General features: G+C 46.4%; 23 protein-coding genes. 2 read left to right on the top strand and 21 right to left on the bottom strand.

The window, feature by feature from the left end:
- Window positions 1-432: 432 nt before the first annotated feature.
- From BMZ71_RS07815 to BMZ71_RS07855, 9 genes are all read right to left on the bottom strand, one after another.
- Window positions 433-750 carry a PTS lactose/cellobiose transporter subunit IIA gene (locus BMZ71_RS07815; RefSeq protein ID WP_068561593.1) on the bottom strand — a complete coding sequence of 106 codons (318 nt, stop codon included), beginning with the start codon at window positions 748-750 and terminating at the stop codon, window positions 433-435.
- A 28-nt stretch (window positions 751-778) separates the two neighbouring features.
- Window positions 779-1099, bottom strand: a complete 321-nt coding sequence (locus tag BMZ71_RS07820; protein WP_068561594.1) for a PTS sugar transporter subunit IIB — start codon at window positions 1097-1099, stop codon at window positions 779-781.
- A gap of 138 nt (window positions 1100-1237) precedes the next feature.
- On the bottom strand, window positions 1238-2674 hold the full coding sequence (locus BMZ71_RS07825; RefSeq protein ID WP_086989266.1) for a glycoside hydrolase family 1 protein: 1437 nt from the start codon (window positions 2672-2674) through the stop codon (window positions 1238-1240).
- Window positions 2675-2774: 100 nt separating this feature from the next.
- Window positions 2775-3092: a PTS lactose/cellobiose transporter subunit IIA gene (locus BMZ71_RS07830; protein WP_068621897.1), complete on the bottom strand. Its 318-nt coding sequence runs from the start codon at window positions 3090-3092 to the stop codon at window positions 2775-2777.
- Window positions 3093-3119: 27 nt separating this feature from the next.
- On the bottom strand, window positions 3120-3440 hold the full coding sequence (locus tag BMZ71_RS07835; RefSeq protein ID WP_086989267.1) for a PTS sugar transporter subunit IIB: 321 nt from the start codon (window positions 3438-3440) through the stop codon (window positions 3120-3122).
- A gap of 66 nt (window positions 3441-3506) precedes the next feature.
- Complete coding sequence (locus BMZ71_RS07840) at window positions 3507-4817, bottom strand: PTS sugar transporter subunit IIC (RefSeq protein ID WP_086989268.1); 1311 nt, start codon at window positions 4815-4817, stop codon at window positions 3507-3509.
- 196 nt (window positions 4818-5013) lie between these two features.
- Window positions 5014-6414, bottom strand: a complete 1401-nt coding sequence (locus BMZ71_RS07845; protein ID WP_086989269.1) for a glycoside hydrolase family 1 protein — start codon at window positions 6412-6414, stop codon at window positions 5014-5016.
- Between the two features lie 254 nt (window positions 6415-6668).
- Window positions 6669-7424: a MurR/RpiR family transcriptional regulator gene (locus BMZ71_RS07850; protein WP_068561600.1), complete on the bottom strand. Its 756-nt coding sequence runs from the start codon at window positions 7422-7424 to the stop codon at window positions 6669-6671.
- 175 nt (window positions 7425-7599) lie between these two features.
- A complete protein-coding gene (locus BMZ71_RS07855) occupies window positions 7600-8637 on the bottom strand; it encodes a DUF7309 domain-containing protein (RefSeq protein ID WP_086989270.1) in 1038 nt (345 codons plus the stop codon).
- 199 nt (window positions 8638-8836) lie between these two features.
- Between BMZ71_RS07855 and BMZ71_RS07860 the strand changes: the two genes are divergently transcribed.
- Entirely contained in the window at window positions 8837-9598 is a 762-nt protein-coding gene (locus tag BMZ71_RS07860) for a GNAT family N-acetyltransferase (RefSeq protein WP_177187541.1), read from the top strand.
- Between the two features lie 182 nt (window positions 9599-9780).
- On the opposite strand, the gene BMZ71_RS07865 is transcribed toward BMZ71_RS07860, so the two are convergent.
- From BMZ71_RS07865 to BMZ71_RS07910, 10 genes are all read right to left on the bottom strand, one after another.
- The gene (locus BMZ71_RS07865; RefSeq protein WP_232309344.1) at window positions 9781-10065 is read right to left on the bottom strand and encodes a DUF503 domain-containing protein; all 285 of its coding nucleotides are present in this window, start codon (window positions 10063-10065) and stop codon (window positions 9781-9783) included.
- 434 nt (window positions 10066-10499) lie between these two features.
- On the bottom strand, window positions 10500-11141 hold the full coding sequence (hisIE, locus tag BMZ71_RS07870; protein WP_086989272.1) for a bifunctional phosphoribosyl-AMP cyclohydrolase/phosphoribosyl-ATP diphosphatase HisIE: 642 nt from the start codon (window positions 11139-11141) through the stop codon (window positions 10500-10502).
- Entirely contained in the window at window positions 11134-11898 is a 765-nt protein-coding gene (gene hisF, locus BMZ71_RS07875) for an imidazole glycerol phosphate synthase subunit HisF (protein WP_086629785.1), read from the bottom strand. Before hisF ends, hisIE begins: the two co-directional genes overlap by 8 nt.
- Complete coding sequence (hisA, locus tag BMZ71_RS07880) at window positions 11895-12599, bottom strand: 1-(5-phosphoribosyl)-5-((5-phosphoribosylamino)methylideneamino)imidazole-4-carboxamide isomerase (protein WP_086989273.1); 705 nt, start codon at window positions 12597-12599, stop codon at window positions 11895-11897. Before hisA ends, hisF begins: the two co-directional genes overlap by 4 nt.
- Window positions 12600-13175, bottom strand: coding sequence for an imidazole glycerol phosphate synthase subunit HisH (hisH, locus tag BMZ71_RS07885; RefSeq protein ID WP_086989274.1), 576 nt, complete (start codon window positions 13173-13175; stop codon window positions 12600-12602).
- Entirely contained in the window at window positions 13172-13750 is a 579-nt protein-coding gene (hisB, locus tag BMZ71_RS07890) for an imidazoleglycerol-phosphate dehydratase HisB (RefSeq protein WP_086989275.1), read from the bottom strand. Before hisB ends, hisH begins: the two co-directional genes overlap by 4 nt.
- Window positions 13747-14745: a pyridoxal phosphate-dependent aminotransferase gene (locus BMZ71_RS07895; protein ID WP_086989276.1), complete on the bottom strand. Its 999-nt coding sequence runs from the start codon at window positions 14743-14745 to the stop codon at window positions 13747-13749. The genes hisB and BMZ71_RS07895 overlap by 4 nt, the downstream gene beginning before the upstream one ends.
- On the bottom strand, window positions 14742-15992 hold the full coding sequence (gene hisD / locus BMZ71_RS07900) for a histidinol dehydrogenase (protein WP_086989277.1): 1251 nt from the start codon (window positions 15990-15992) through the stop codon (window positions 14742-14744). Before hisD ends, BMZ71_RS07895 begins: the two co-directional genes overlap by 4 nt.
- Window positions 15979-16596 carry an ATP phosphoribosyltransferase gene (gene hisG / locus BMZ71_RS07905; RefSeq protein ID WP_086989278.1) on the bottom strand — a complete coding sequence of 206 codons (618 nt, stop codon included), beginning with the start codon at window positions 16594-16596 and terminating at the stop codon, window positions 15979-15981. Before hisG ends, hisD begins: the two co-directional genes overlap by 14 nt.
- Before the next feature lie 12 nt (window positions 16597-16608).
- Window positions 16609-17430 (bottom strand): ATP phosphoribosyltransferase regulatory subunit, encoded by an 822-nt coding sequence (locus BMZ71_RS07910; protein WP_232309350.1) that lies wholly within the window; start codon window positions 17428-17430, stop codon window positions 16609-16611.
- Window positions 17431-17593: 163 nt separating this feature from the next.
- Here BMZ71_RS07910 and hisJ point away from each other — a divergent pair, with 163 nt between their 5' ends.
- Window positions 17594-18385, top strand: a complete 792-nt coding sequence (gene hisJ / locus BMZ71_RS07915; RefSeq protein ID WP_086989279.1) for a histidinol-phosphatase HisJ — start codon at window positions 17594-17596, stop codon at window positions 18383-18385.
- A 48-nt stretch (window positions 18386-18433) separates the two neighbouring features.
- On the opposite strand, the gene BMZ71_RS07920 is transcribed toward hisJ, so the two are convergent.
- Window positions 18434-19666 (bottom strand): ABC transporter permease, encoded by a 1233-nt coding sequence (locus tag BMZ71_RS07920; RefSeq protein ID WP_068561614.1) that lies wholly within the window; start codon window positions 19664-19666, stop codon window positions 18434-18436.
- On the bottom strand, window positions 19663-20367 hold the full coding sequence (locus BMZ71_RS07925) for an ABC transporter ATP-binding protein (protein WP_086989280.1): 705 nt from the start codon (window positions 20365-20367) through the stop codon (window positions 19663-19665). Before BMZ71_RS07925 ends, BMZ71_RS07920 begins: the two co-directional genes overlap by 4 nt.

The following is a 20367-nucleotide window of genomic DNA, read 5'->3' on the forward strand; positions in this document are numbered from 1 at the left end:
GACCGAAGTCTAAGCTCCCTGCACATTTGGTTCGTTCATTCTTTGTTCAGTTTTCAAAGGTCAATCGCGCATCACGTATTACGTGATTGCTTATTCATGTTATCACGGCCTCGTTTATCCGTCAAGTATTTTTTGAAATATTTTTCAAAAAGATTTATTGAAGGTCGCTCGAAGCAGCAACTTTTATATCTTATCACCATCACGATTGCATGTCAACAATTATTTTCAATTGTTTTATTTTCTCTCGTGGACAACTTCTAAATACTACCACCCGACACCTCTCATTGTCAACATTTTCTAGAAGATAAAAATCCAAAGCCTCGAATAAATGACACTATTTATGAGTTCCTTCATTATATGCACTCTCCCAAAAAAGAATAATAAAAAAGCGGATATCCGGTTTTCGCCGGATATCCGCATGCATCTATTTTATTATTTACTGATTTTCTCATAGATTTCGACGATTTCTTTTGCCAAGTCTTTGAATGCGATGGACGTCATCAAATGATCTTGTCCATGGACCATCAATAACGACAGTTCCACTGCATCTCCAGATGCTTCTTGTGTCAACAGACCGGTCTGCGCATGATGGGCTTCCACCAATGCTTTTTCCGATTCGCCGATTTTTTCGTTCGCTAATGCAAAATCTCCTGCTTTTGCCGCTTCGATCGCTTCAATCGCATTTCCTTTTGCATCGCCTCCATGCATGATCAACTGCATGATGACATCCAGGTTCTTTGGTTCTGCCATGTTATAGACTCCTTCAGTGTTGTTTTGTTTATTCACCCATTAACGTTAGAGCTGTTTTCAATACTTTTTCGCCGTTCATCATGCCGTAGTCCTGCATGTTGATGACATCCATTTTTGTGTCCGTTCCGGCAACTTTATCTTCGAATTGTTTTTTCATGTATTTAACTTGCGGTCCCAGCATCAGGACATCGATTTTTTTCTTGGCCAAATGTGCGTCTGCTTCTGAAGCGGATACTGCGAAAATTTCAGCATCCAATCCTTGCGCTGCCGCCGCTTTTTGCATTTTTGATACTAGTAAGCTGGTGCTCATTCCAGCTGCACATACTAACATGATTGTTTTGTCTGCCATATTCATTCTCTCCATCCATAAAATAATTTACTATGCGATTATTATAACACACATGATAGCGTTTGTCGAAAACACTTTCATAAACTTTCAAACGTTTTCACCACACCGCTTTCTTTCGGGTTTCGTGGAGAGAGGACACTACTTCAGATTCTTGCCGTTTTGTTCTATGACCTCTTTGTACCAGTAATAACTGGCCTTTTTGTATCGTTTCAACTCTTTCGGACTTTCTTCATCTCGGTCCACATAAACAAACCCATAACGCTTTTGATACCCGTTCAGCCAACTTAAAAGGTCGGTATAACTCCAAGTGCAATATCCGAGCACTTTCACGCCATCTGTGATGGCTTCCTGGACTGCTTTGGCATGGTCGTTCAGATAATCGATCCGGTACTGGTCATGAATCTGTCCCTCTTCAAGCTTGTCGTATTCACCCAGTCCGTTTTCGGTTATCAGTATCGGCAGTCCGTATCGACTGTTTATCCGACGTAAGGCGATGCGAAGGCCCAGCGGATCGATAACCCAATCCCAATTGGTCTTTTCAACGAATGGATTCAGTACTTCTTTGAAAACGCCTGGAATTCCGCCTCTTTTGGTACTCCCCTTTTCGCCGGAATAATTCGGTGTGCCGATGCCGACGCCATCCAATGGATTCGCGGCAACCGTTGATGTCTGATAGTAATTCACGCCCATGAAATCAGGTTTCCCTGCTTTCAGTATCTTGAAATCTTCCGGTCGGATCTCAGGCTGCAGATCGTTTTCTTCCAACCAATTCCAGATGGCGGTAGGGTATTCTCCTTTTGCATAGACGTCCATCCAAAAATAGGCGTTCATTTCGTCGAAGTTCTCCGCTGCCAGAATGTTTTCTGGGCGTGCGTCAATAGGATAGCCTGGTGAGTAAGCGAAACTCGGCCCGATTTGCCCATCCATACCAAGCGACCGATATTTGTTGATGGCTGCCGCATTCGCTACGTTCGCATGATGATTGGCTTGGTACATCCGTTTCGGATCCTTGACTGCCGGGGGATGGGTCGCCATCATGTAGCCATGGGAAATGAAAATATTTTGTTCGTTCAAGGATACCCAATATTTTACCCGATCGCCGTATCTGCGGAACACGGCTTCTGCGTAGGTGGTAAAGTCTTCGATGATCTGGCGCGATTCCCAGCCTAGATACTCATCCTGCAGATATTGTGGGATATCCCAATGATACAAAGTGACAACCGGTTCGATTTGATTCGCCAGCAACTCATCAATTAGATCATCATAGAACTGCAGACCTTTTTCGTTCGTTTCATTCATGTTGTGAGGGAAGATACGGCTCCAAGCAATCGAAAAACGATAAGCCTTCAGCCCCTGTTCAGCCATCAATGCAACATCTTCTTTGAAACGATGGTAGTGATCAACTGCTACATCCCCGTTCGTTCCTTTAAATGTCTTGCCGGGAATCCTGACAAAGGTGTCCCAGACAGATGCACCTTTTCCATCTTCATCCCAAGCTCCCTCGACTTGATAGGCGGCCGAGGCAGAACCCCATAGGAAATCTTCCGGAAAATCTTTCATTTTCTTGTGCTGCATAGTATAACCCACTTTCTGTTTAGTTTTTATGTTCAAAATGCAAAATGGACCATCAATCCTATGAGAGGTTCATGGTCCATCTATGTTTGGTGTCTAGTGATTATTTTGCGATTTTCTCATAGATTTCGACGATTTCTTTCGCCAAGTCTTTGAATGCGATGGACGTCATCAAATGATCTTGTCCATGGACCATCAATAATGACAGTTCCACTGCATCTCCAGATGCTTCTTGTGTCAACAGGCCGGTCTGCGCATGATGGGCTTCCACCAATGCTTTTTCCGATTCTGTGATTTTTTCGTTCGCCAATGCAAAGTCTCCTGCTTTTGCCGCTTCGATCGCTTCAATCGCATTTCCTTTTGCATCGCCCCCATGCATGATCAATTGCATGATGACATCCAGGTTTTTTGGTTCTGCCATGTTGGTAACTCCTTCAGTGTTGTTTGTTTATTCGCCCATTAAAGTAAGAGCTGTTTTCAATACTTTTTCGCCGTTCATCATGCCATAGTCCTGCATGTTGATGATATCCATTTTTGTGTCCGTGCCGGCAACTTTATCTTCGAATTGTTTCTTCATGTATTTGACTTGAGGTCCCAACATCAGAACGTCGATTTTTTTCTTAGCCAAATGTGCGTCTGCTTCTGAAGCGGATACTGCGAAAATATCAGCGTCCAATCCTTGTGCCACCGCCGCTTTTTGCATTTTTGATACTAGTAAGCTGGTGCTCATTCCAGCTGCACATACTAACATGATTGTTTTGTCTGCCATAAGATTTCCCCATCCTTATATCTAATTTGAGCCCCTATGAAAGGGGCTCATTTTGACGTTATATGATTATGCTACTACGTTTCCTGAAGCATCAGCTTCAACTTCACCGATTTCAACACTATATGCTTTGTTGTCTTCTATTTTGAAGAATGGGTAGAAGACTGCAGCACTGATGACTGTTTCGATGATTTGCCATACAGCACCTCTCCATCCGCTGATCAAGAAACCAGAGAATACTGGAGGAGTTGTCCAAGGAATGTTTACCCCGTTCGTAAGTGGAACCAGACCGATGCTCATCACAAAGTAAGTAAGAATAGCCAAGATTACCGGAGTCAAAATGAACGGAATCATCAAGATTGGGTTCAATACGATTGGCATACCGAAGATCAAAGGCTCATTGATGTTGAACAATCCAGGTCCAATCGCTAATCTTCCGAGTGTTTTGAATTGAGTCGATCTAGCTACGAACAAGCAAAGCAATGCCAAACCTAATGTTGAACCGGCACCACCGATTTTAATGAAGTTTGCATAGAATTGGTAGTTGACGATGTTCGGCAATTCAGCACCTGCAGCGTAAGCATCTGCATTTTCTGCAGTCAGAGTCAACCAGATTGGTTGCATTACAGCGCCCAAGATGTTTGGACCGTGAAGACCGAATGAGAACAAAAGTGTTTCCAAAATCAGTACCAAGACAGTTGCAGGCAATGTTGCGCCTAAACTAGTCAGTGGTGCTTGGATGATTTCGAAGATGAACGCTTGCGCTGTTTCGTATGGTGTCAAAGCGAATACCATACGCAGGATGTTGAAGATCAGGATGACGAATAATCCTGGGATCAAAGCGTCAAATGATTTAGCAACGTTTGATGGGACCGAATCAGGCATGGTTAATTTCCAGCCGCGAGCCAATACCCAACGGATGATTTCAACTGCGAATACAGCACTCATCATACCAAGGAACAATCCGCTTGCGCTCAAGTTACCCATTGGGATTCCTGATGCATCGTCTGCGCTCAATAGTGTTGGAGTCAAGATAAGGAATCCTACGATACCGTAGATGATTCCTGCCAGATCATCCAAGTCATAGTGTTTTGACAAATCTTGGGAAATCCCGATCATAACGAATAATGTCATGATGTTCATTGTCATGTTATAAGGAACCATGAAGAATTCTGTCCAGTTGGCACCGAAGATACCTGCCATGAAGTCGGCGTAACCAGGAATCGGCAAGTTAGCGAACAACAGGAAAATCGATCCGATGATCAGTAGGGACATTGCTCCGAAGAACCCACTCTTGATTGCTGAAAGGTAACGGTTTTCGTTTAATTTATAAGCAATTGGTCCTAATTTTTCTTGTAATGTATCTAAGAATTTATCCATAATAAAATCCTCCTCTGTTAGGAACACTTGTGAAGACAGCGTGCCGTCTCCGAAAACAGTAAAATAAATTGATATGATTGCTTGTCCGGATTCTGCCAGTCAGTCTCAGAACAATGGGCCTTCGTCTTTCGCCTTCATTTGCCGCTGTTCTTTATCAACAACGGTTGGAGCGAAAAACTTTCCTTGCTTTCTACATCTAACCTTCCAGTTTCTCCCCGTTTGACGCGATCACTCCTTTGTACCAATAGAAACTATCTTTCCGGTATCTCTTCAGATCTTTCAGATCGAAGTCTTCCCGGTTGACGTAAACAAAGCCATAGCGCTTGCGGAACCCTTGGTGGGTACTGATGAGGTCGATTGCACTCCAGGTGCAGTAGCCGAACACATCTGCTCCATCCGTAACAGCCAGGTTCATCTGTTCGATATGGTTGCGGAGATAGTCGATCCGATAATGATCATGGACCTTCCCATCTTCCAGCTTATCAATACCGCCTAAACCGTTTTCAGTAACGATCAGGGGTTTGCGATAACGAGAGTAAATTTGGTTAATCGTCGTGCGGAATCCAGTAGGGTCGATCTGCCAACCGAATTCTGTATAAGGAAGATGCTCATTGTCGGATCCTGCAAAGAATCCTTCTTGGCTATCTGATAACTGCTGATCTTTTTTGCCTGTTGCGCGTTCCGTTCCGGCCGGATAGGCTTGAACAGTCGAGCTGTTGTAGTAATTGAAGGCGATGAAGTCGCATTCCGCGGATTTCAGTATCTCCAAGTCACCCGGCTCCATATCAGGCAATGCCTCATTTTCTTCCAGGTAAGCCCACACTTGGTGATTGTATACACCATACACGGCGATATCAAGATAAAGCCAGTTACGGATTGCGGTATACAGATCGGCTGCTTGGACGTCCGCCGGGTTGTTCGATTTCGGATAGACCGCCGAAATGTTCGGTGCCGGTCCGATTTTCACATCCGGCAATTTTTCGTGGCAATTGTTCATCACCATCGCCTGTGCAACAAGCATGTGGTGGTTTTGTTGGTACAAGGATTTCAGAGTGCTTTCACCTGTACCGACTGCAGCGCCGTGCAGGATCATCATGTTCTGTTCATTGATCGTCAGCCATAATTTGACGCGGTCTCCTAAGTTATCGAAGAGGACATCGCAGTAGCGGACAAAAGCATCGATTGTGGCGCGGTTTTCCCAGCCACCTTTTTCAGCAAGTCCTTGCGGCAAGTCAAAGTGGTAGACCGTCACTAGAGGCTCGATACCGTATTTTAGACATTCATCAACCAAATCGCTGTAGAACTGAAGGCCTTTCGGATTGACTTCTCCATCCCCGTCAGGAATGACCCGTGACCATGAAATCGAGAAACGATAGGTTTTGAAGCCCATCTCTGCCAACAAAGCAATATCTTCCTGCATGTGGTGGTAATGGTCAGTGGCTACCTTAAAATCGGAAGTATCGGGAACGATTTCCTTCACATCCTGAACCGATGGGCCTTTACCATCTTCGTCCCAAGCGCCTTCAACTTGATAGGCACTAGTTGCGGATCCCCATAAAAAACCTTCTTTAAACGGCTTCAATTTCTTATGATACATGCTCTCATCCCTTCCAATCGCTTTACAATGGGCAAGCCCACATATTTTAAGCGGTTACATCCACTTGGAAAACAAATGCTCTTTCGTTAAAAAGAGCGGTTTTACAGTTGCGGATGCGCTTTCTGTTTTTCAATATAAGCTTATTATAGGGTTTGTGAACGAAATGTAAACAGTTTCATCTCGTAAAGGAACAATGACCAGCTTTTGGAATGTTGTTTCATAAAAGAAACGATTTGTTTCAAACGAAAAATCTGCTAAAGCTTGTTGTTAAGCATTTGTTGCATGTAATTATAATTGCGTCTTGCCAGTGTTTCAATCAAAAAAACGGCCGGTAACTGCGAAGTCACGTTTACTTCTTCGTCGACGTATTCAGGTGTCAAATGATAGGCCAGGTTTATATCTGACTGCCTAGCCAAAGAATTGGTAGAGGAATTCGTGATGCTTATGATTTTGCTTCCTAAACTCTTCAGATCTCCAGTTTTCCTTAACATGATTTCTGTTTCTCCAGAGACGGAGCAAATGATTGCCACTGTATTTGTATATTGCCTGCTGATCAAATGAAATGGATAATATGGATCTTGGATATGGAAAGTACTTTGACCTAGATTCGAAAATTGCCGGGATGCGTATGCAGCGATCAGGCCAGAAGTTCCTATGCCAAAAAAGAGGGCAACGTCGGAATTGGCTATCATTTTGACTGCATCCTGTATTTTTTCTTCGTATTCCGATTGCATGGAACGGCTGAAAAACTCCTCAACGATCTCCGAGGTATCGAATACCTTCTTATTGTGTTTGCGGTTGTCCATTTCCTTCAGATGCAACTTGCACTCCCAGATATTTTCAAACCCTAGCTTGCTGATGGTCCGCGTAACCGTTGCCGGCGACACATGAGTCTCGGAAGCTATCTCGCGAACGCTCATACGGATCACTTTTTGGGTACGCTGCACGATGTACTCGTATACCTTTAATTCTGTATTCGTCAGTAATTTCACATTTTCTTGATTAAACACGTAAAAACCCCTTTATCCGGAACAAAATAAGCTCTGAGGCGTGCATGAGTTCGTTTTCTTTTCTTATTAACTATTTTACCATTTATTTTGAAAAAAAAAAAAACAAAACAATTTTATGCAACTCAAAAATTGTTTTGTTTCTTGTGCTGTTATTTTCAGAAAAATAAACTATTTCTCAGAAGATATCTTCCGATAAGCTTTTTCGGAAAGCCTCGATTTTCCGTAATCTGCTCTTTTCAGCGTGTGCGATGTCCAACTCATCCAGCAAGGGAACCAACATCTCGTAAGTTTCCAACACGCTGTCCCCGCGCATTTCGATTTTTGCAGGGAAGACTTTCGCTTCAAATAGATATTTGTACAGTTCAAATTGGATATCGCGCGATTTATCGGACGCCAGGACAGTCGCCAGCAGTACTTCTCCCGATTTTTTATCCGCGATGGCCATCATCTTCACAAAGCGCGGCCGTTCCCCTTCTTTGAAGGTGATTGGTTGCGGCAAATAAAATAAGTCTATTTCGAAGGTATTTCTTAAGAAGGTTTTCTTCTCCATCATCAAACGACGGATTTCAAACTGAGAAAGCATCAGATCATACGGACCTTTCGTCAATTCACCGCCGGTCAAGAACGCCAGAATATGCTCTTCTTTCAATTTCCAGACACTGTCTTTTGTACCGGCTTGGTAATAGTAGCGCGTCGGAACGTCATCTGCCGCAAAGGACTTGTCAAAGTCCAGTTTGCTGTAGATAGGGAACATTTCCAAAAAGCTCTCCAGCACGCGTTCGAAAAGAGTGATGTCCTCTTCGGTAGCCGACCACGGAACAAGTCCCGGCGTGAAATCCAGCAGCTCCGGCCAAGCTTTTTTTCCGCGGAATTTGACATCCGTTGTGCGGATACGGTTATAATCGATTTCTTCCAGTTTGCTTCGGTCGACAAATTCCAGTCTGATGTTTTTCAGCTTTTCGGTATATTCCCCGACACCGTCTGCATCCGTGAACTCCGACTCCAGCAAATCCAAATAGAGGATGTATTCCGAAACATCCCGAAATACGCTCAATCCGATGCTGTCCTCGTCCAAACCATCCAAAGCAAAGAATACAGGCTCCTTGCGATCGGAATATTTGATGCCGACAACATCCGTGTCTTTCATTTTTTCCCAAGGCTTCAATTTATGAAAAGCCTTTATGTTTTCGTACAATTTTTGATAATCTCTCATTTATATCTCCTATCTATTTACAAAACATAAGCCTATGAACCTTTATAAAAATGAAATTCGCAGAAGATGCTGCTTTTTAGTCAGTTATCCCAAGCGCTTTCCACCGCATATGTTGTTTCAGCTTATTGTGACAAATTCCTTTCCTATGCTATCATATCTTGAAGCGTGCATCAATTTTTCTTTTTTAAGGAGTCCAAAAATGACCTTTTCTTTCAAGGATATCGAACATAGCAAGTCAGTAGTCAAAGAAACCTCTCTGTACACTCACTATCACAATGAAACGGCCCTTTTTATGTATATCGAAAATTACGTGATTTTCCATCGCGTGCCAACCTTCGCTGAATTCATCGAGGCGGAAGCCTATTTGAAATCAGCGCATCAAAAAGATAACCAGGATTTCATAAAATTCATTTGGCCCGAAGATTGCGAAATTCCGCAGCCGATCATTTCCTATCTGGGTTCGAACGACTTCAGCCTCGATGTATTGGAACTGTACGCGGCCCTTCCCGGAACCTTTGAGCCGACGCGGATTGATGAAACACCTTCCGATGTCAAAGTGGAATGGGTGAACGCCGACAACCGCAGCGCCTATCTGGCTTTGTCCGCACGGGCAGACAAGGAAGTCAGCGAGGAATTCGCAAAACAAAAGCAGCCCTACACCCAAGCTAAATTCGACAACCCAGCTTTCCGTCCCATCGCGGCCCTGCGCTCCGATGAAGCGGTCGGTTCCATCGACCTTTATCTGAAAGAGGAAAGTATTGAAATCGATAACTTTCACGTTGCTGTAGATTCCCGGGGTAAAGGGATTGGAACGGCTCTGCAGCAATTCGTGATGGATCATGCCGACGGGAAGACCGTCCTTTTAGTGGCTGATGCAGCGGATACGGCGCGCGAGATGTACAATCGTCAAAATTACACATATATTTCTTTCCGCTACGAGCTCCTTAAAGTCTTCAAATAAACGGATCAACGGGCTGTCTCATACGTAGACGGCCTATTCTGCAGGCAGCAGCCATAACTAGAGCGAAAGTTGTCCGGTAATCCGATTGAATCGGACAACCAGAGTGCTAATAGCAACAAAAAGGGCTGCATCAGATCCAGAGAGTGCTACGCTGGTTCTGATACAGCCCCTATTTACTTTTCTCATTCGATTTCGTTGATTTGGTAGATTTCCACAGGATAGTTCGATTCGATTTCCTCAATGATTTTATCCACGATTTTTTGGCAGAGGACCCGCGAACTGTTGACAACCGCCAACCCGATGACGGCCTGGTTCAGCATATCTTGTGCCGATACTTCCGCAATGCTGACATTGTACCGTTGATGCATCTTGGCAAGGATGCTTTTCACAACGCTACGCTTATCCTTCAGAGAATTGGAATCAAAAAGCCGCATAGACAGTTCAACAGCCAAAACATTCATCGTCATCGCCCCATTTATGTTTGATATAGAAATATTATCTCTTCAAGACAAAAAATAACCGAAACGGCCCCTTCAGTCAAGGGATAGCTCCGGTTATCGGATAAAACAGAATTTAGGATTCATCATATCCTAGAACGGTTCTGAATCCTTAGTAAAAAATGCATCAACAGTCTCAGTACTTAATAGGCGAAAGACCTCAAACGTCGCACTGTGACGTTTGAGTGCCTAACGCTGTTCATGCCCACTCAGCCAAAAACGGGCTGTTTGGTCCTGAACCTCGTTAGTGCTCAAACTCTGAGCTTAGGATTCATCACACACTTTAGTAGTTGAACTCTGAATCCCAGAACTCTCCGCCTAAGTTGACAACCACACGCGGACAAAAACGTCCGCTTTGCGTTTGTCCTCTTAGTGCTCGATTTCTAAACGGGATTCATCGTATCCTAGTATTCTTCTACATTTTTTCGTTCGCCTTTGAAGTTGTTTTTCTTTTGGTGGCGTTCGATGAGGACTTTGGTCACATCGGCTACGTCGACGCCTTGGTCGTACAGGAGTACGCCGAGGTGATATAGCAGGTCTGCCGTTTCGCTGGCGACTTCTTCTTTGTCGTGGTTTTTCGCGCCGATGACGACTTCGAAGGCTTCTTCGCCGAATTTCTTGGCGATTTTATCTGTACCTTTGTCCAGCAGATAGTTTGTATAGGACTTTTCATCGTGTCCGACAGCGCGTTGGCGGATGGTCTCTTCCAGGTCATCCAGACCAAAAGCAACCGGGACATCGAAACAACTCTCCGTATTGCGGTGGCAAGTCGGTCCGGCCGGATCGACCATGATCAGCAACGCATCCTGGTCGCAGTCCAGGTACATGTCCTTGACGAACTGGTAATGCTCACTGGACTCGCCCTTTTTCCAGAGTCTGTCCTTGCTTCGGGAAAAGAACCAGACAACCTCGTCCCGTTTCGTCAATTCGAAGGCCTCTTCATTCATGAAGCCGACCATCAAAACATTTTTGTTCGTAAAGTGCTGAAGAACGACAGTCAATAACCCTTTCGTAAAGTCAGGCACTAGTGCATCGTATTTAGACATTGCGCATATCCACTCCATTCTCCGTGCAGCATTCTTTCACTTCGGCGATCGACACTTCTTCATCATGGAAGATGGAAGCTGCCAATCCGGCCGATACATCCGTTTCCTTGAATAAGTCGGCGAAATGCTGGGCATTGCCGCCGCCTCCGGAAGCGATGACCGGGATCGAGACCAAAGCTTGGATTTTATTCAGTAAACGGTGATCGAAGCCTTGCTTCATGCCGTCATAATCCATACTGGTGACCAGCAATTCGCCGGCTCCTAGTGCTTCCACTTGCTGCACCCAGTCCAACGTTTTGATGTCGGTCCGTTTTTTGCCGCCGTGGGTATAGCAATACCATTCCTCTTTGTCGGCTTCCCATTTCGCATCGACAGCGATGCAGATGCATTGGCTGCCGAACTTGTCGCTGGCTTCTTTGATCAGTTGCGGATTCGCTAAAGCCGATGAGTTCAGGCTGACTTTATCCGCTCCAGCGTTCAGCAAGCGGGAAATGTCGTCCGTCGACTTGATGCCGCCGCCGATCGTCATCGGGATGAACAGCTGTTGCGCCGTTTTGCGGATGACATCGATCATCAAGTTGTGCCCGGTTTCGGTTGCGGAGATGTCCAAAAAGACCAGTTCATCCGCACCCAAAGCATTGTAGCGCTTCGCCAGTTCGACCGGATCGCCGATTTCGCGCAATCCCTTGAATTGGATCCCTTTTACGACGGTGCCGTCCTTCACATCCAAGCAGGGAATGATCCGTTTCTTTATCATGCCAAGCCCTCCCAGAAAGCATCTGTATTGGCCGCTTTGCCGACGATCGCTGCCGCCACACCCAAAGCTTCCAATTTTTTGATGTCTTCGATGTTGCGGACGCCGCCGGATGCGGTGATGGGATGGGTCGAGAGCTCGACAAGCTTGCCCGTCAACTCAAAGTTCGGTCCGGCCATCTTGCCGTCTTTCGAGATATCCGTATAGATGATGCCGCCCAAGGCCATCGGATTCGTCGCTTCCACGACATCATAGATGGTCTGGCGGCCTGTTTCGGTCCAGCCGTTCACGGCGACCAGTTCGCCTTTAGCATCCAGCCCCAGGTAGATCTTGCCGGGGTATTTCGCCGTCATCTCAGCCAGCCATGGCAGATCCTGCAGCCCTTTCGTCCCGACGATCACATAGCTGGCGCCTTTTTCGAAATAGTGCTGGATGGTTTCTTCGGAACGGATGCCCCCGCCGATTTCGACAGGCAATGCGCTCTGTTGCAAAAGTTGCTCGATGAACGGCGTCTCTTCCGGTTTTTGGTTCAAAGCGCCCATCAAATCCACGATATGGATGCGTTTCACTTGCTCAAATTGCGCATAAAAAGCAATGGCTTCCTGAGGCGTGCGCTGCATTTCTTCTTTCGTGCCGTAGTCCCCTTCGGTCAGACGGACACTCTTGTTGTCGATCAAGTCGATTGCCGGCCAAATCTCTATCATTTATTTCCATCCTCCTTGCAAAGCTTGGTTCAAAATTTCCAGACCGTAATCCCCACTTTTCTCCGGGTGGAACTGGATGCCGATGACGTTATTCTTCTGGACGATCGCCACGATTTCCTGACCATAATCCGCTGTTGCCACAACATTTTCGTCGGTCACTACCTTGTAGGAATGGATGAAATAGACATCCTTATCCAAACCTGGATGGCTTGAATGCAGATTGTTCCAGCCCAAATGCGGAACCGGCAAGTCGCTGACGATGTATTTCACTTCGCCCGGCAAAAAGCCCAACCCATCGACATCGCCCTCTTCGCTATGCTCAAACAGGAGTTGCATCCCGAGACAGATGCCGATGAACGGCTTTGTCTGCTCCAACTCAGTCAGCAGTTCCCGCAAACCGATTGCATCGATCCGCTCGATGGCATCCTTGAAATGTCCCACACCCGGCAGGACGATGACATCCGCCTTGCGTAATTCTGCTTCTTCATGCGTCAAGATCGTTTCATAGCCCAGAAAACGGATGGCGTTCGTCAGGTTCGCGATGTTCCCCAAACCATAATCAACGATTGCTATCATTCGATCACTCCTTTTGAGGAAGGCAAGCGCTGCACGTCGGAATCGGCCATCGCGATGCGCAGGCTCTGCGCAAAAGCTTTGAAGATGGCTTCGATTTCATGGTGCGTATTGCCGCCGCGGATCAAGTCGATATGTGCCGTGTAACGGGCATTGATGACCAATCCATGGAAAAATTCTTCAACCAATTCCACATCAAAGCTGCCGACTTTTTCTTTTGAAAACGAGGCATTGAAGCTCAGATAAGGACGGCCACTGATGTCGATGACGGAACGGGCCAAGGTTTCATCCATCGGCACATAGGCACTCCCGTAGCGGTTGATCGCCCCTTTGTCCTGACCCAGTTCAGCCAATAGCTGGCCCAATACGATCCCGACATCCTCGGTTGTGTGGTGATCGTCCACATCTGTGTCGCCGTCCACCTGCACATCCAAAACGAAGTGGCCATGGAAAGCGAACAGATCCAACATATGGTTCAAGAAGCCCACACCTGTGTTGATGACGGATGGTTCTAAGCCTCGTTTCAAGGTGATGGCGATTTTCGTTTCTTTGGTAATGCGCTCTTTTGATACGCTCACAGCTGTTCTCTCCATTCTCTGATGATTTCGCCTAAGGCATCCAACTGTTCATCCGTGGCGATCGAGTAACGCACAGCCGTTTCGATACACGGGATGCCTGATTTTTCATAAGTCCGCGGCTGATAGCCGTGGTCGATGATCCATTGGCCCAAAGACGGCGCCAATTCACCGTAAGTGAAGACGAAATTCGTCTCGCTCGGCAGCACGGAAAGAATATCCGCTACACCTTCATTGAAGATTTTCTTCAGTTTGGCGGAAAGCCGGCGCTGATCAGCCATGAAGGCCCGCAAACGTTCCGGATGCTCCAGTAAGTAGGCCGCTATGCTCAAAGATAAAGTATTGAGCGGATACGGATGCGCGATGGAGTTCAACAACTGCATCGTTTTTTCCGTCGAACTGGCGATGCCGATGCGCAGGCCGGCCAAGCCGTAGATTTTTGACAAGGTACGCAAAAGGATGACGTGGTCACCGACCGGACGCGCCGGTGGATTGTCCACGAAATCCATGTAAGCCTCGTCCAAAATCAGATAGCCGCCGGAGTCAGCCAGCAGATCTGCCGTTTTTTGAATGAAAGCTGCAGGGTGCAGCCCGCCCAACGGGTTGTTCGGTTGCGAAACGATGAAATAGGAAGGCTTTTCCTTCTCGATGACAGCGTACACTTGGTCATAGTCAAAGGAATAATCCGCTCGGCACGGCACTTTGATGATTTCGCGCTGGAATTGCGCGGCATACTCTTCGTACATCACGAAATCCGGCTCCAGCATCAGGATCGGCCCGTCCCCCAAAAGGATTGTGCACTTCTGGATCCACTCATCCGATCCGTTGGCAAAAGCGATCAGGGCTGGATCTTCTCCGTGGAAAGCGGCGTACGCTTCCGTCAGGCGGTCGATGGCATCGTCCGTATACTCCTGGAAGCGTGTCGATACAGCTATTTCGGCAATTTCTTCATTTGTCAGCGCCCGGATCGGACTTTCATTTTTGTTGATGCGGATCATTTCTCGTCCCCCATTCTGACAGCCAGGGAATCGTGGTGGGCTTGCAGTGACTCTTCAGTCGCAATCAGCATCCCGGCCGGGGCCATTTTTTGGAACGTTTCTTTCTTCAGGTTCAAAACAGAGTTCGGGCGCAGGAAGTCATTTACGGACAAGCCGTTCGCAAAGCGGGAATTCCCTCCGGTAGGCAGCACGTGGCTTGGTCCGGCAACATAATCCCCGATCGCTTCAGGCGAATATTCGCCGATGAAGATCGCTCCGGCTGTTTCGATGGCATCAATGTAATCTTCTGCGTCTTTTGTCTGGATCGAGACGTGCTCGCCTGCAATCAGATTCACGACTTCGATGTTCTCTTCTTTACCGCTCGTCAAAATCGGGAAGTGATTGTGCTTCAAACTCTCCTCGATGACCTCGATGCGGCTTTGTTTCGCTTTTTGGACAAGCAGTTCGGCTTCAATGGCGGCCAATTTTTCTTCGTTGTCGCAGACAAGGAAAGTGCGGGCCAATTCATCGTGCTCGGCTTGCGCCAGCAGGTCGATGGCAACCCATTCGTTGTTCGCCGTTTCATCAACGACTACAACGATTTCGGATGGTCCGGCGATCGAATCGATGCCGACATCTCCGTAGACCAATTTTTTGGCCAAGGCGACATATTGGTTCCCGGGTCCGACGATTTTGTCGACGCGCGGAATGGTTTCCGTACCGTAAGCCAAGGCAGCCACGGCTTGGGCGCCGCCCACTTGATAAACGTGGGTCACGCCGCAGATATAGCAAGCGGCCAAAGTTGCTTGGTTGATGGCGGTCTTTTGCGGTGGGGTCACGACGATCGTTTCCTTTACGCCGGCTACATTGGCCAAAACGGCAGTCATCAGAACTGTGGAAGGATAGCTCGCTTTACCGCCCGGCACATAGATGCCGACTTTGTTCAGCGGATGGATCTTCTGGTACAGTTCCCCTGCCGGAGACTGTTGCCATTTGATGCTTTCCTGGTAGACCGTGATGTTGTCGCGGGCCTCCTCCAAAGCAGCGCGCAAGACCGCATCCAAGCTGTCATAAGCTTCCTTGATGACGCTCTGCGGCACTTCCAATTCCGTGATGTCCGCCCCATCGAAACGTTTTGCGTATTCGAACAGCGCAGCGTCGCCTTTTTCCTGAACCGTCTGGATGATTTCCATGACAGCCTGCGTCTTCGAAAAGTCGATTGTATTTTTTGTTTTGTATACTTCCTTGAACGTTTTAGTTGTGTACATTATTCGTCACCTTCAATTGATTGATTATAGTCTGGATTTCATCATATTTGGAAAAAAAAGCATGCTTATTCGAAATCAGGCGTGCGTTGATGTCGTCAAGTCGGACCTGCTCGCTCAAGCCATTATCATGCAGGGTTTTGCCGGATTGGACGATATCCATGATGGCATCCGCCATATCGATGGTCGCGGCCAATTCTACGGACCCATTCAGCTTGATGATCTTCACGGGTTGCTTGATGGAATCAAAATATTGTCTGGTGAAGTTCACGTACTTTGTTGCAACTACTGGATAAACGTCCTTCTTCTCTTTGCTGGCGATGGCGAAATGGCAATAGCCGAATGGCAAATCCATCAGATTGTTGATGTTGCAGTTCTGCTCGATCAGAATATCGCTTCCGGTGATGCCCAGATCCGCGATCCCTTCCTCCACATATACGGGCACATCTTCTCCTTTAACCAAAATGAAGCGGGTGTCCTTTGTCTGAATGACCAATTCCCGAGAAACGGACTTCAATGCTGTCGACCATTCCGTCAGGTTGATTTCATCCAAATATTGGATGAAATCCTTAAGCTGTCTGCCTTTTGATAGCGCGATAGTAATCATTTTTTCCCTCCGTTAATTGTTGATGGCCATTCCGAATGCTTTGGAAGAGCTTGTGTATTGACCGCCCGACGCTACAGGTTCCGTTTGGTTTTCTCCGTACAGTTGAATAAAGATTCCCTTGTAATAGGATTGGTTCGGCAACGCCAGCATATCCGCGTAGACGTAATCTACGTTCTTGCTCTTCAGCGTCGCTTCCCATTCCGCCAATTCATTCAAATGTCCCGTCAGTTCAGGATAGTGTTCCTTCAGATAGCCGGCCTGTTCGGTAGGCGCTTGGTCCATCAGACCGATCAGCGGATGGTCCGCACCCAAACGATGCTTCAAGGCATCCTGGTTTCTTTCGCAGATGAACTTGCGGACAGAAGCATCTTCCAACTCCCGCGGGCTCAGGATTTTTTTCAGTAATTTATTATGGCTGACTACCGCAACCGATAAGGAAAGTTCCAATTCCTTCTCCATGAAGGTGATCATATCGCCCAGAACCTCGATTTGCTTCGGAATCGAGTCGGTAAATGTTTCCACACCCAATTGGTGGCGCTCTTTGAGCAGCGAATAGACCGGACCGGAGTAGGCTATTTTATCGGCGCGTAAATGGTATTGCTTGCGGTATCTCACGATGGCATTCGTCCAGTCACTGCGCAAGGCGAACAGTTTATCGCCGCTTTGCCATTTGTGCCGGTTCAGCATCAGGTGCAAGTCATCATGAGACAGTTGTGTCCACTCAAATTTCTCTACGACTCCCAGGTCGATCAGATCGTACCCTAAGTGGTGGAAATGATGGAGAAACCCCATCTCTCTCTGTTTCTTCGCTAACAACGATTCATTGGTCATCATTTCGTCCAAACTGTCTCACTCCCATTTCTTTTTGATAGGTCGTCTGTTATCCTTAGAATATCGTTAGAATACCATTAGATGTTGATGTTATCATACCATAGAACGCTGCTATAATGTATCCTAAAATGATGATACTTTATGATGAAAGGAAGCTGTATAAAATATGCTCAGCGACAGACACGTCCATACCCCCTATTGCCTGCACGGTTCATCCGATGCAATGGAAAATTATGTGAAGGTTGCCATCGAGGCCGGCCTCGAGTCCCTCACATTCACGGAACACGCTCCCTTACCGATGGCAGATCCGCTTCCGGACAAAGACAGTTCGATGCGACCTGAGGATGTCGATGCCTACTTGGCCGAAGTCCGTACACTTGCCAAGAAGTATCAAGGCATCATCGAAATCCACGCCGGTTTTGAGTTGGACTACCTCGAAGGAAAGGAACCGGAAACACGTGCCTTTCTGGAAAAATATCCCGAGACAGTCCCTCACTCGATCCTGAGCGTGCATTTCGTGCAGCTCGCTCCGGAAGAGTACTTCTGTATCGACTTGGACCGCGAATCGTTCACGCAAAAAGGCGCAGAAATAGGCTACGAAACACTTTACACACTTTACGAAGCAGCGGTCAAAAAAGCCTTGGCATCCCCGTACGGAGAATTGACCCCGAAAAAAATCGGCCACATCAACTTGATACACAAGTTCCAAAAGGCCTACAGCGTCAGCGACCCCATCGACTGGAAGTTGCTGTTGGATAAGGTGAAGGAGAACGGATACACGCTTGATTACAACTTTGCCGGAATCGACAAGCCGGACTACGGAAAAACGTACCCGGACAAAGAAATGATGGCTTACGCGATAAAAATCGGCCTCTCCTATGAGATGGGTTCCGATGCCCATGCTTCCCATGAAGTCGCCCGCTATTTCGGTACAGCGGTAGTAGAAACGGAATTATAGAAAAAAATAAGCAGCCAAGCGGTTGGATTCGCTTGGTTGCTTATTTGCTTACTGGTAAATCGCTTTGATCGGATCCATTCTTGAAGCGCTCAGAGCTGGAATAATCCCAAATAAAAGTCCTGTTCCGATTGATACAGAAGTGGATAGAATCATGATGGTCGGCGTTAAGAATACCGGCATTTGCAAAAGCATACCAACTAAACTCGCAATCCCATATCCTAAAAACAAACCGATAATCCCACCAAGAAACGTAATAAAGGCTGCCTCCAATAAGAATTGCAACAGAATCATTCTCGGTTTAGCCCCGATTGCACGACGAATACCAATTTCGCGTCTCCGTTCTGTTACAGATACATACATGATATTCATAACACCGATTCCACCGACAAATAGGGATATGGCTGTAATGGCCAGCAAGAACATCATGATTCCATTGATGTAACTGTTGACCTCTTCCATCATCTGTTCATTGGAGCGATCTTGTTCAAAGACCCCCTCATCTTCTGGATAAGCTTCCACCAGATTTTCCAAGACGGTCATTGTGACCCTTTCATTATCCATTCCTTCTGCCACTTTCACTTTCAATGATTTAATCGGCTTAGAGCGCGTTAAAGTATTGTAAGCTGCTTGAGGAATGACACTCGTATAAGCGTCTTCCCATGTATAACCCGTATTTAGGAGATTACTGTCCTCCCAGTTGTAGGGCTCCTTGATTCCAATAATCTCATACATGAATCCATTGATACTGACAGCTTGACCAATCAGCGATTCGGGATCTTCGACCACGATACCGTAATCCAATATATCGTGAGATAAGATAATCATGTCTCGGTTTACATCTGAAGGCTGAAAATCGCGTCCATACAAAATATGGTTTTCGCTTTTATTCGGCACCATCATCGTATATGCTTGCGCTCCAAAATAATCCAAATTGACGTCAATCGAGTCCATCGCCATACCATTTGAACCATAATCGGGTACAACCGACTGAACGCCATCCAACCGGGAAATCCGTCGCATATCCGCTTTTGAAAAAGAAAAATCATCTTCCACATAACCCATTCCACTGTTATCACTCATTGCGATTGTGTGTTTCACAGTCACAACATTCGCTTCCGTCGTATTCGCCAATTCCATACTTTGTTGTTTCACGCCTTCACCCAGTGCAGCAATGGTCACGACCGAAGCAATTCCGATGATAATCCCTACCATGGTTAAAAAAACGCGAAGCTTGTGTGCCCGGAGACTCAACATTGTACTGAGCAAGATATTACGAATCATCTTACGGCACCTTCTTCCACGAAACTCCCATCATGCATCCGAATAATTCGCGTTGCATACTGCAATAAATCTTCGTCATGCGTTACCATAATGATTGTTTTCCCTTGCTTATTTAATTCTCGCAGCAGGCTCATCACCCCAATTCCGGTGTCGGAATCGAGCGCTCCGGTTGGCTCGTCCGCCATAATGAGAAGCGGTTCATTGATGAGGGCTCTTGCGATTGCGACGCGTTGTTGTTGTCCACCGGAAAGTTCTTTGGTTTTGGCTTTTATCTTTTCAGGAATACCGACTAAACTTAAATACTTCTCAGCAGCTTCCAACCGGTCTTTCTTGTTCACTTCGCCAGCATAAATCAATGGGAGCTCGACATTTTGGGCGACATTCAAAGAATCAATCAAGAAAAACTGTTGGAAAATGAAACCGAAATGTTTGTTGCGTATACTGGATTTTTTATTTTCATTCAACAGGGATACGTCTTCACCCAAAAATGAATAGGTACCCGTTGTTAAGCGGTCCAAAAAGCCAATCATATTCATCAAAGTTGTTTTTCCACTTCCAGATTTACCGACAATCATCAAGAAGTCGCCTTCATGAATAGTCAAATTAACCTCTTTCAATACCACCGTTTCTAACTCGCCTTTCCCAAACTTTTTGGTCACATCTTTCATCTGAATCAGTGACCTGCGTTTTGTCGCCTCCAT

The sequence above is a fragment of the Trichococcus flocculiformis genome, from assembly GCF_900113645.1.
In the GTDB taxonomy this organism is placed as follows: domain Bacteria; phylum Bacillota; class Bacilli; order Lactobacillales; family Aerococcaceae; genus Trichococcus; species Trichococcus flocculiformis.

What these genes read in the sequence shown, in the direction of transcription:
- BMZ71_RS07840 (WP_086989268.1), bottom strand. Translation starts at nt 4,817, where the DNA reads ATGGATAAATTCTTAGATACATTACAAGAAAAATTAGGACCAATTGCT.
- BMZ71_RS07910 (WP_232309350.1), bottom strand. Translation starts at nt 17,430, where the DNA reads ATGATGACCAATGAATCGTTGTTAGCGAAGAAACAGAGAGAGATGGGG.
- BMZ71_RS07860 (WP_177187541.1), top strand. Translation starts at nt 8,837, where the DNA reads ATGACCTTTTCTTTCAAGGATATCGAACATAGCAAGTCAGTAGTCAAA.
- hisG (WP_086989278.1), bottom strand. Translation starts at nt 16,596, where the DNA reads ATGATTACTATCGCGCTATCAAAAGGCAGACAGCTTAAGGATTTCATC.
- BMZ71_RS07865 (WP_232309344.1), bottom strand. Translation starts at nt 10,065, where the DNA reads ATGACGATGAATGTTTTGGCTGTTGAACTGTCTATGCGGCTTTTTGAT.
- BMZ71_RS07835 (WP_086989267.1), bottom strand. Translation starts at nt 3,440, where the DNA reads ATGGCAGACAAAACAATCATGTTAGTATGTGCAGCTGGAATGAGCACC.
- hisIE (WP_086989272.1), bottom strand. Translation starts at nt 11,141, where the DNA reads ATGTCTAAATACGATGCACTAGTGCCTGACTTTACGAAAGGGTTATTG.
- BMZ71_RS07855 (WP_086989270.1), bottom strand. Translation starts at nt 8,637, where the DNA reads ATGAGAGATTATCAAAAATTGTACGAAAACATAAAGGCTTTTCATAAA.
- BMZ71_RS07920 (WP_068561614.1), bottom strand. Translation starts at nt 19,666, where the DNA reads ATGATTCGTAATATCTTGCTCAGTACAATGTTGAGTCTCCGGGCACAC.
- BMZ71_RS07895 (WP_086989276.1), bottom strand. Translation starts at nt 14,745, where the DNA reads ATGATCCGCATCAACAAAAATGAAAGTCCGATCCGGGCGCTGACAAAT.
- hisJ (WP_086989279.1), top strand. Translation starts at nt 17,594, where the DNA reads ATGCTCAGCGACAGACACGTCCATACCCCCTATTGCCTGCACGGTTCA.
- hisH (WP_086989274.1), bottom strand. Translation starts at nt 13,175, where the DNA reads ATGATAGCAATCGTTGATTATGGTTTGGGGAACATCGCGAACCTGACG.
- BMZ71_RS07815 (WP_068561593.1), bottom strand. Translation starts at nt 750, where the DNA reads ATGGCAGAACCAAAGAACCTGGATGTCATCATGCAGTTGATCATGCAT.
- BMZ71_RS07925 (WP_086989280.1), bottom strand. Translation starts at nt 20,367, where the DNA reads ATGGAGGCGACAAAACGCAGGTCACTGATTCAGATGAAAGATGTGACC.
- BMZ71_RS07830 (WP_068621897.1), bottom strand. Translation starts at nt 3,092, where the DNA reads ATGGCAGAACCAAAAAACCTGGATGTCATCATGCAATTGATCATGCAT.
- hisA (WP_086989273.1), bottom strand. Translation starts at nt 12,599, where the DNA reads ATGATAGAGATTTGGCCGGCAATCGACTTGATCGACAACAAGAGTGTC.
- hisD (WP_086989277.1), bottom strand. Translation starts at nt 15,992, where the DNA reads ATGTACACAACTAAAACGTTCAAGGAAGTATACAAAACAAAAAATACA.
- BMZ71_RS07845 (WP_086989269.1), bottom strand. Translation starts at nt 6,414, where the DNA reads ATGTATCATAAGAAATTGAAGCCGTTTAAAGAAGGTTTTTTATGGGGA.
- BMZ71_RS07825 (WP_086989266.1), bottom strand. Translation starts at nt 2,674, where the DNA reads ATGCAGCACAAGAAAATGAAAGATTTTCCGGAAGATTTCCTATGGGGT.
- BMZ71_RS07820 (WP_068561594.1), bottom strand. Translation starts at nt 1,099, where the DNA reads ATGGCAGACAAAACAATCATGTTAGTATGTGCAGCTGGAATGAGCACC.
- hisF (WP_086629785.1), bottom strand. Translation starts at nt 11,898, where the DNA reads ATGATAAAGAAACGGATCATTCCCTGCTTGGATGTGAAGGACGGCACC.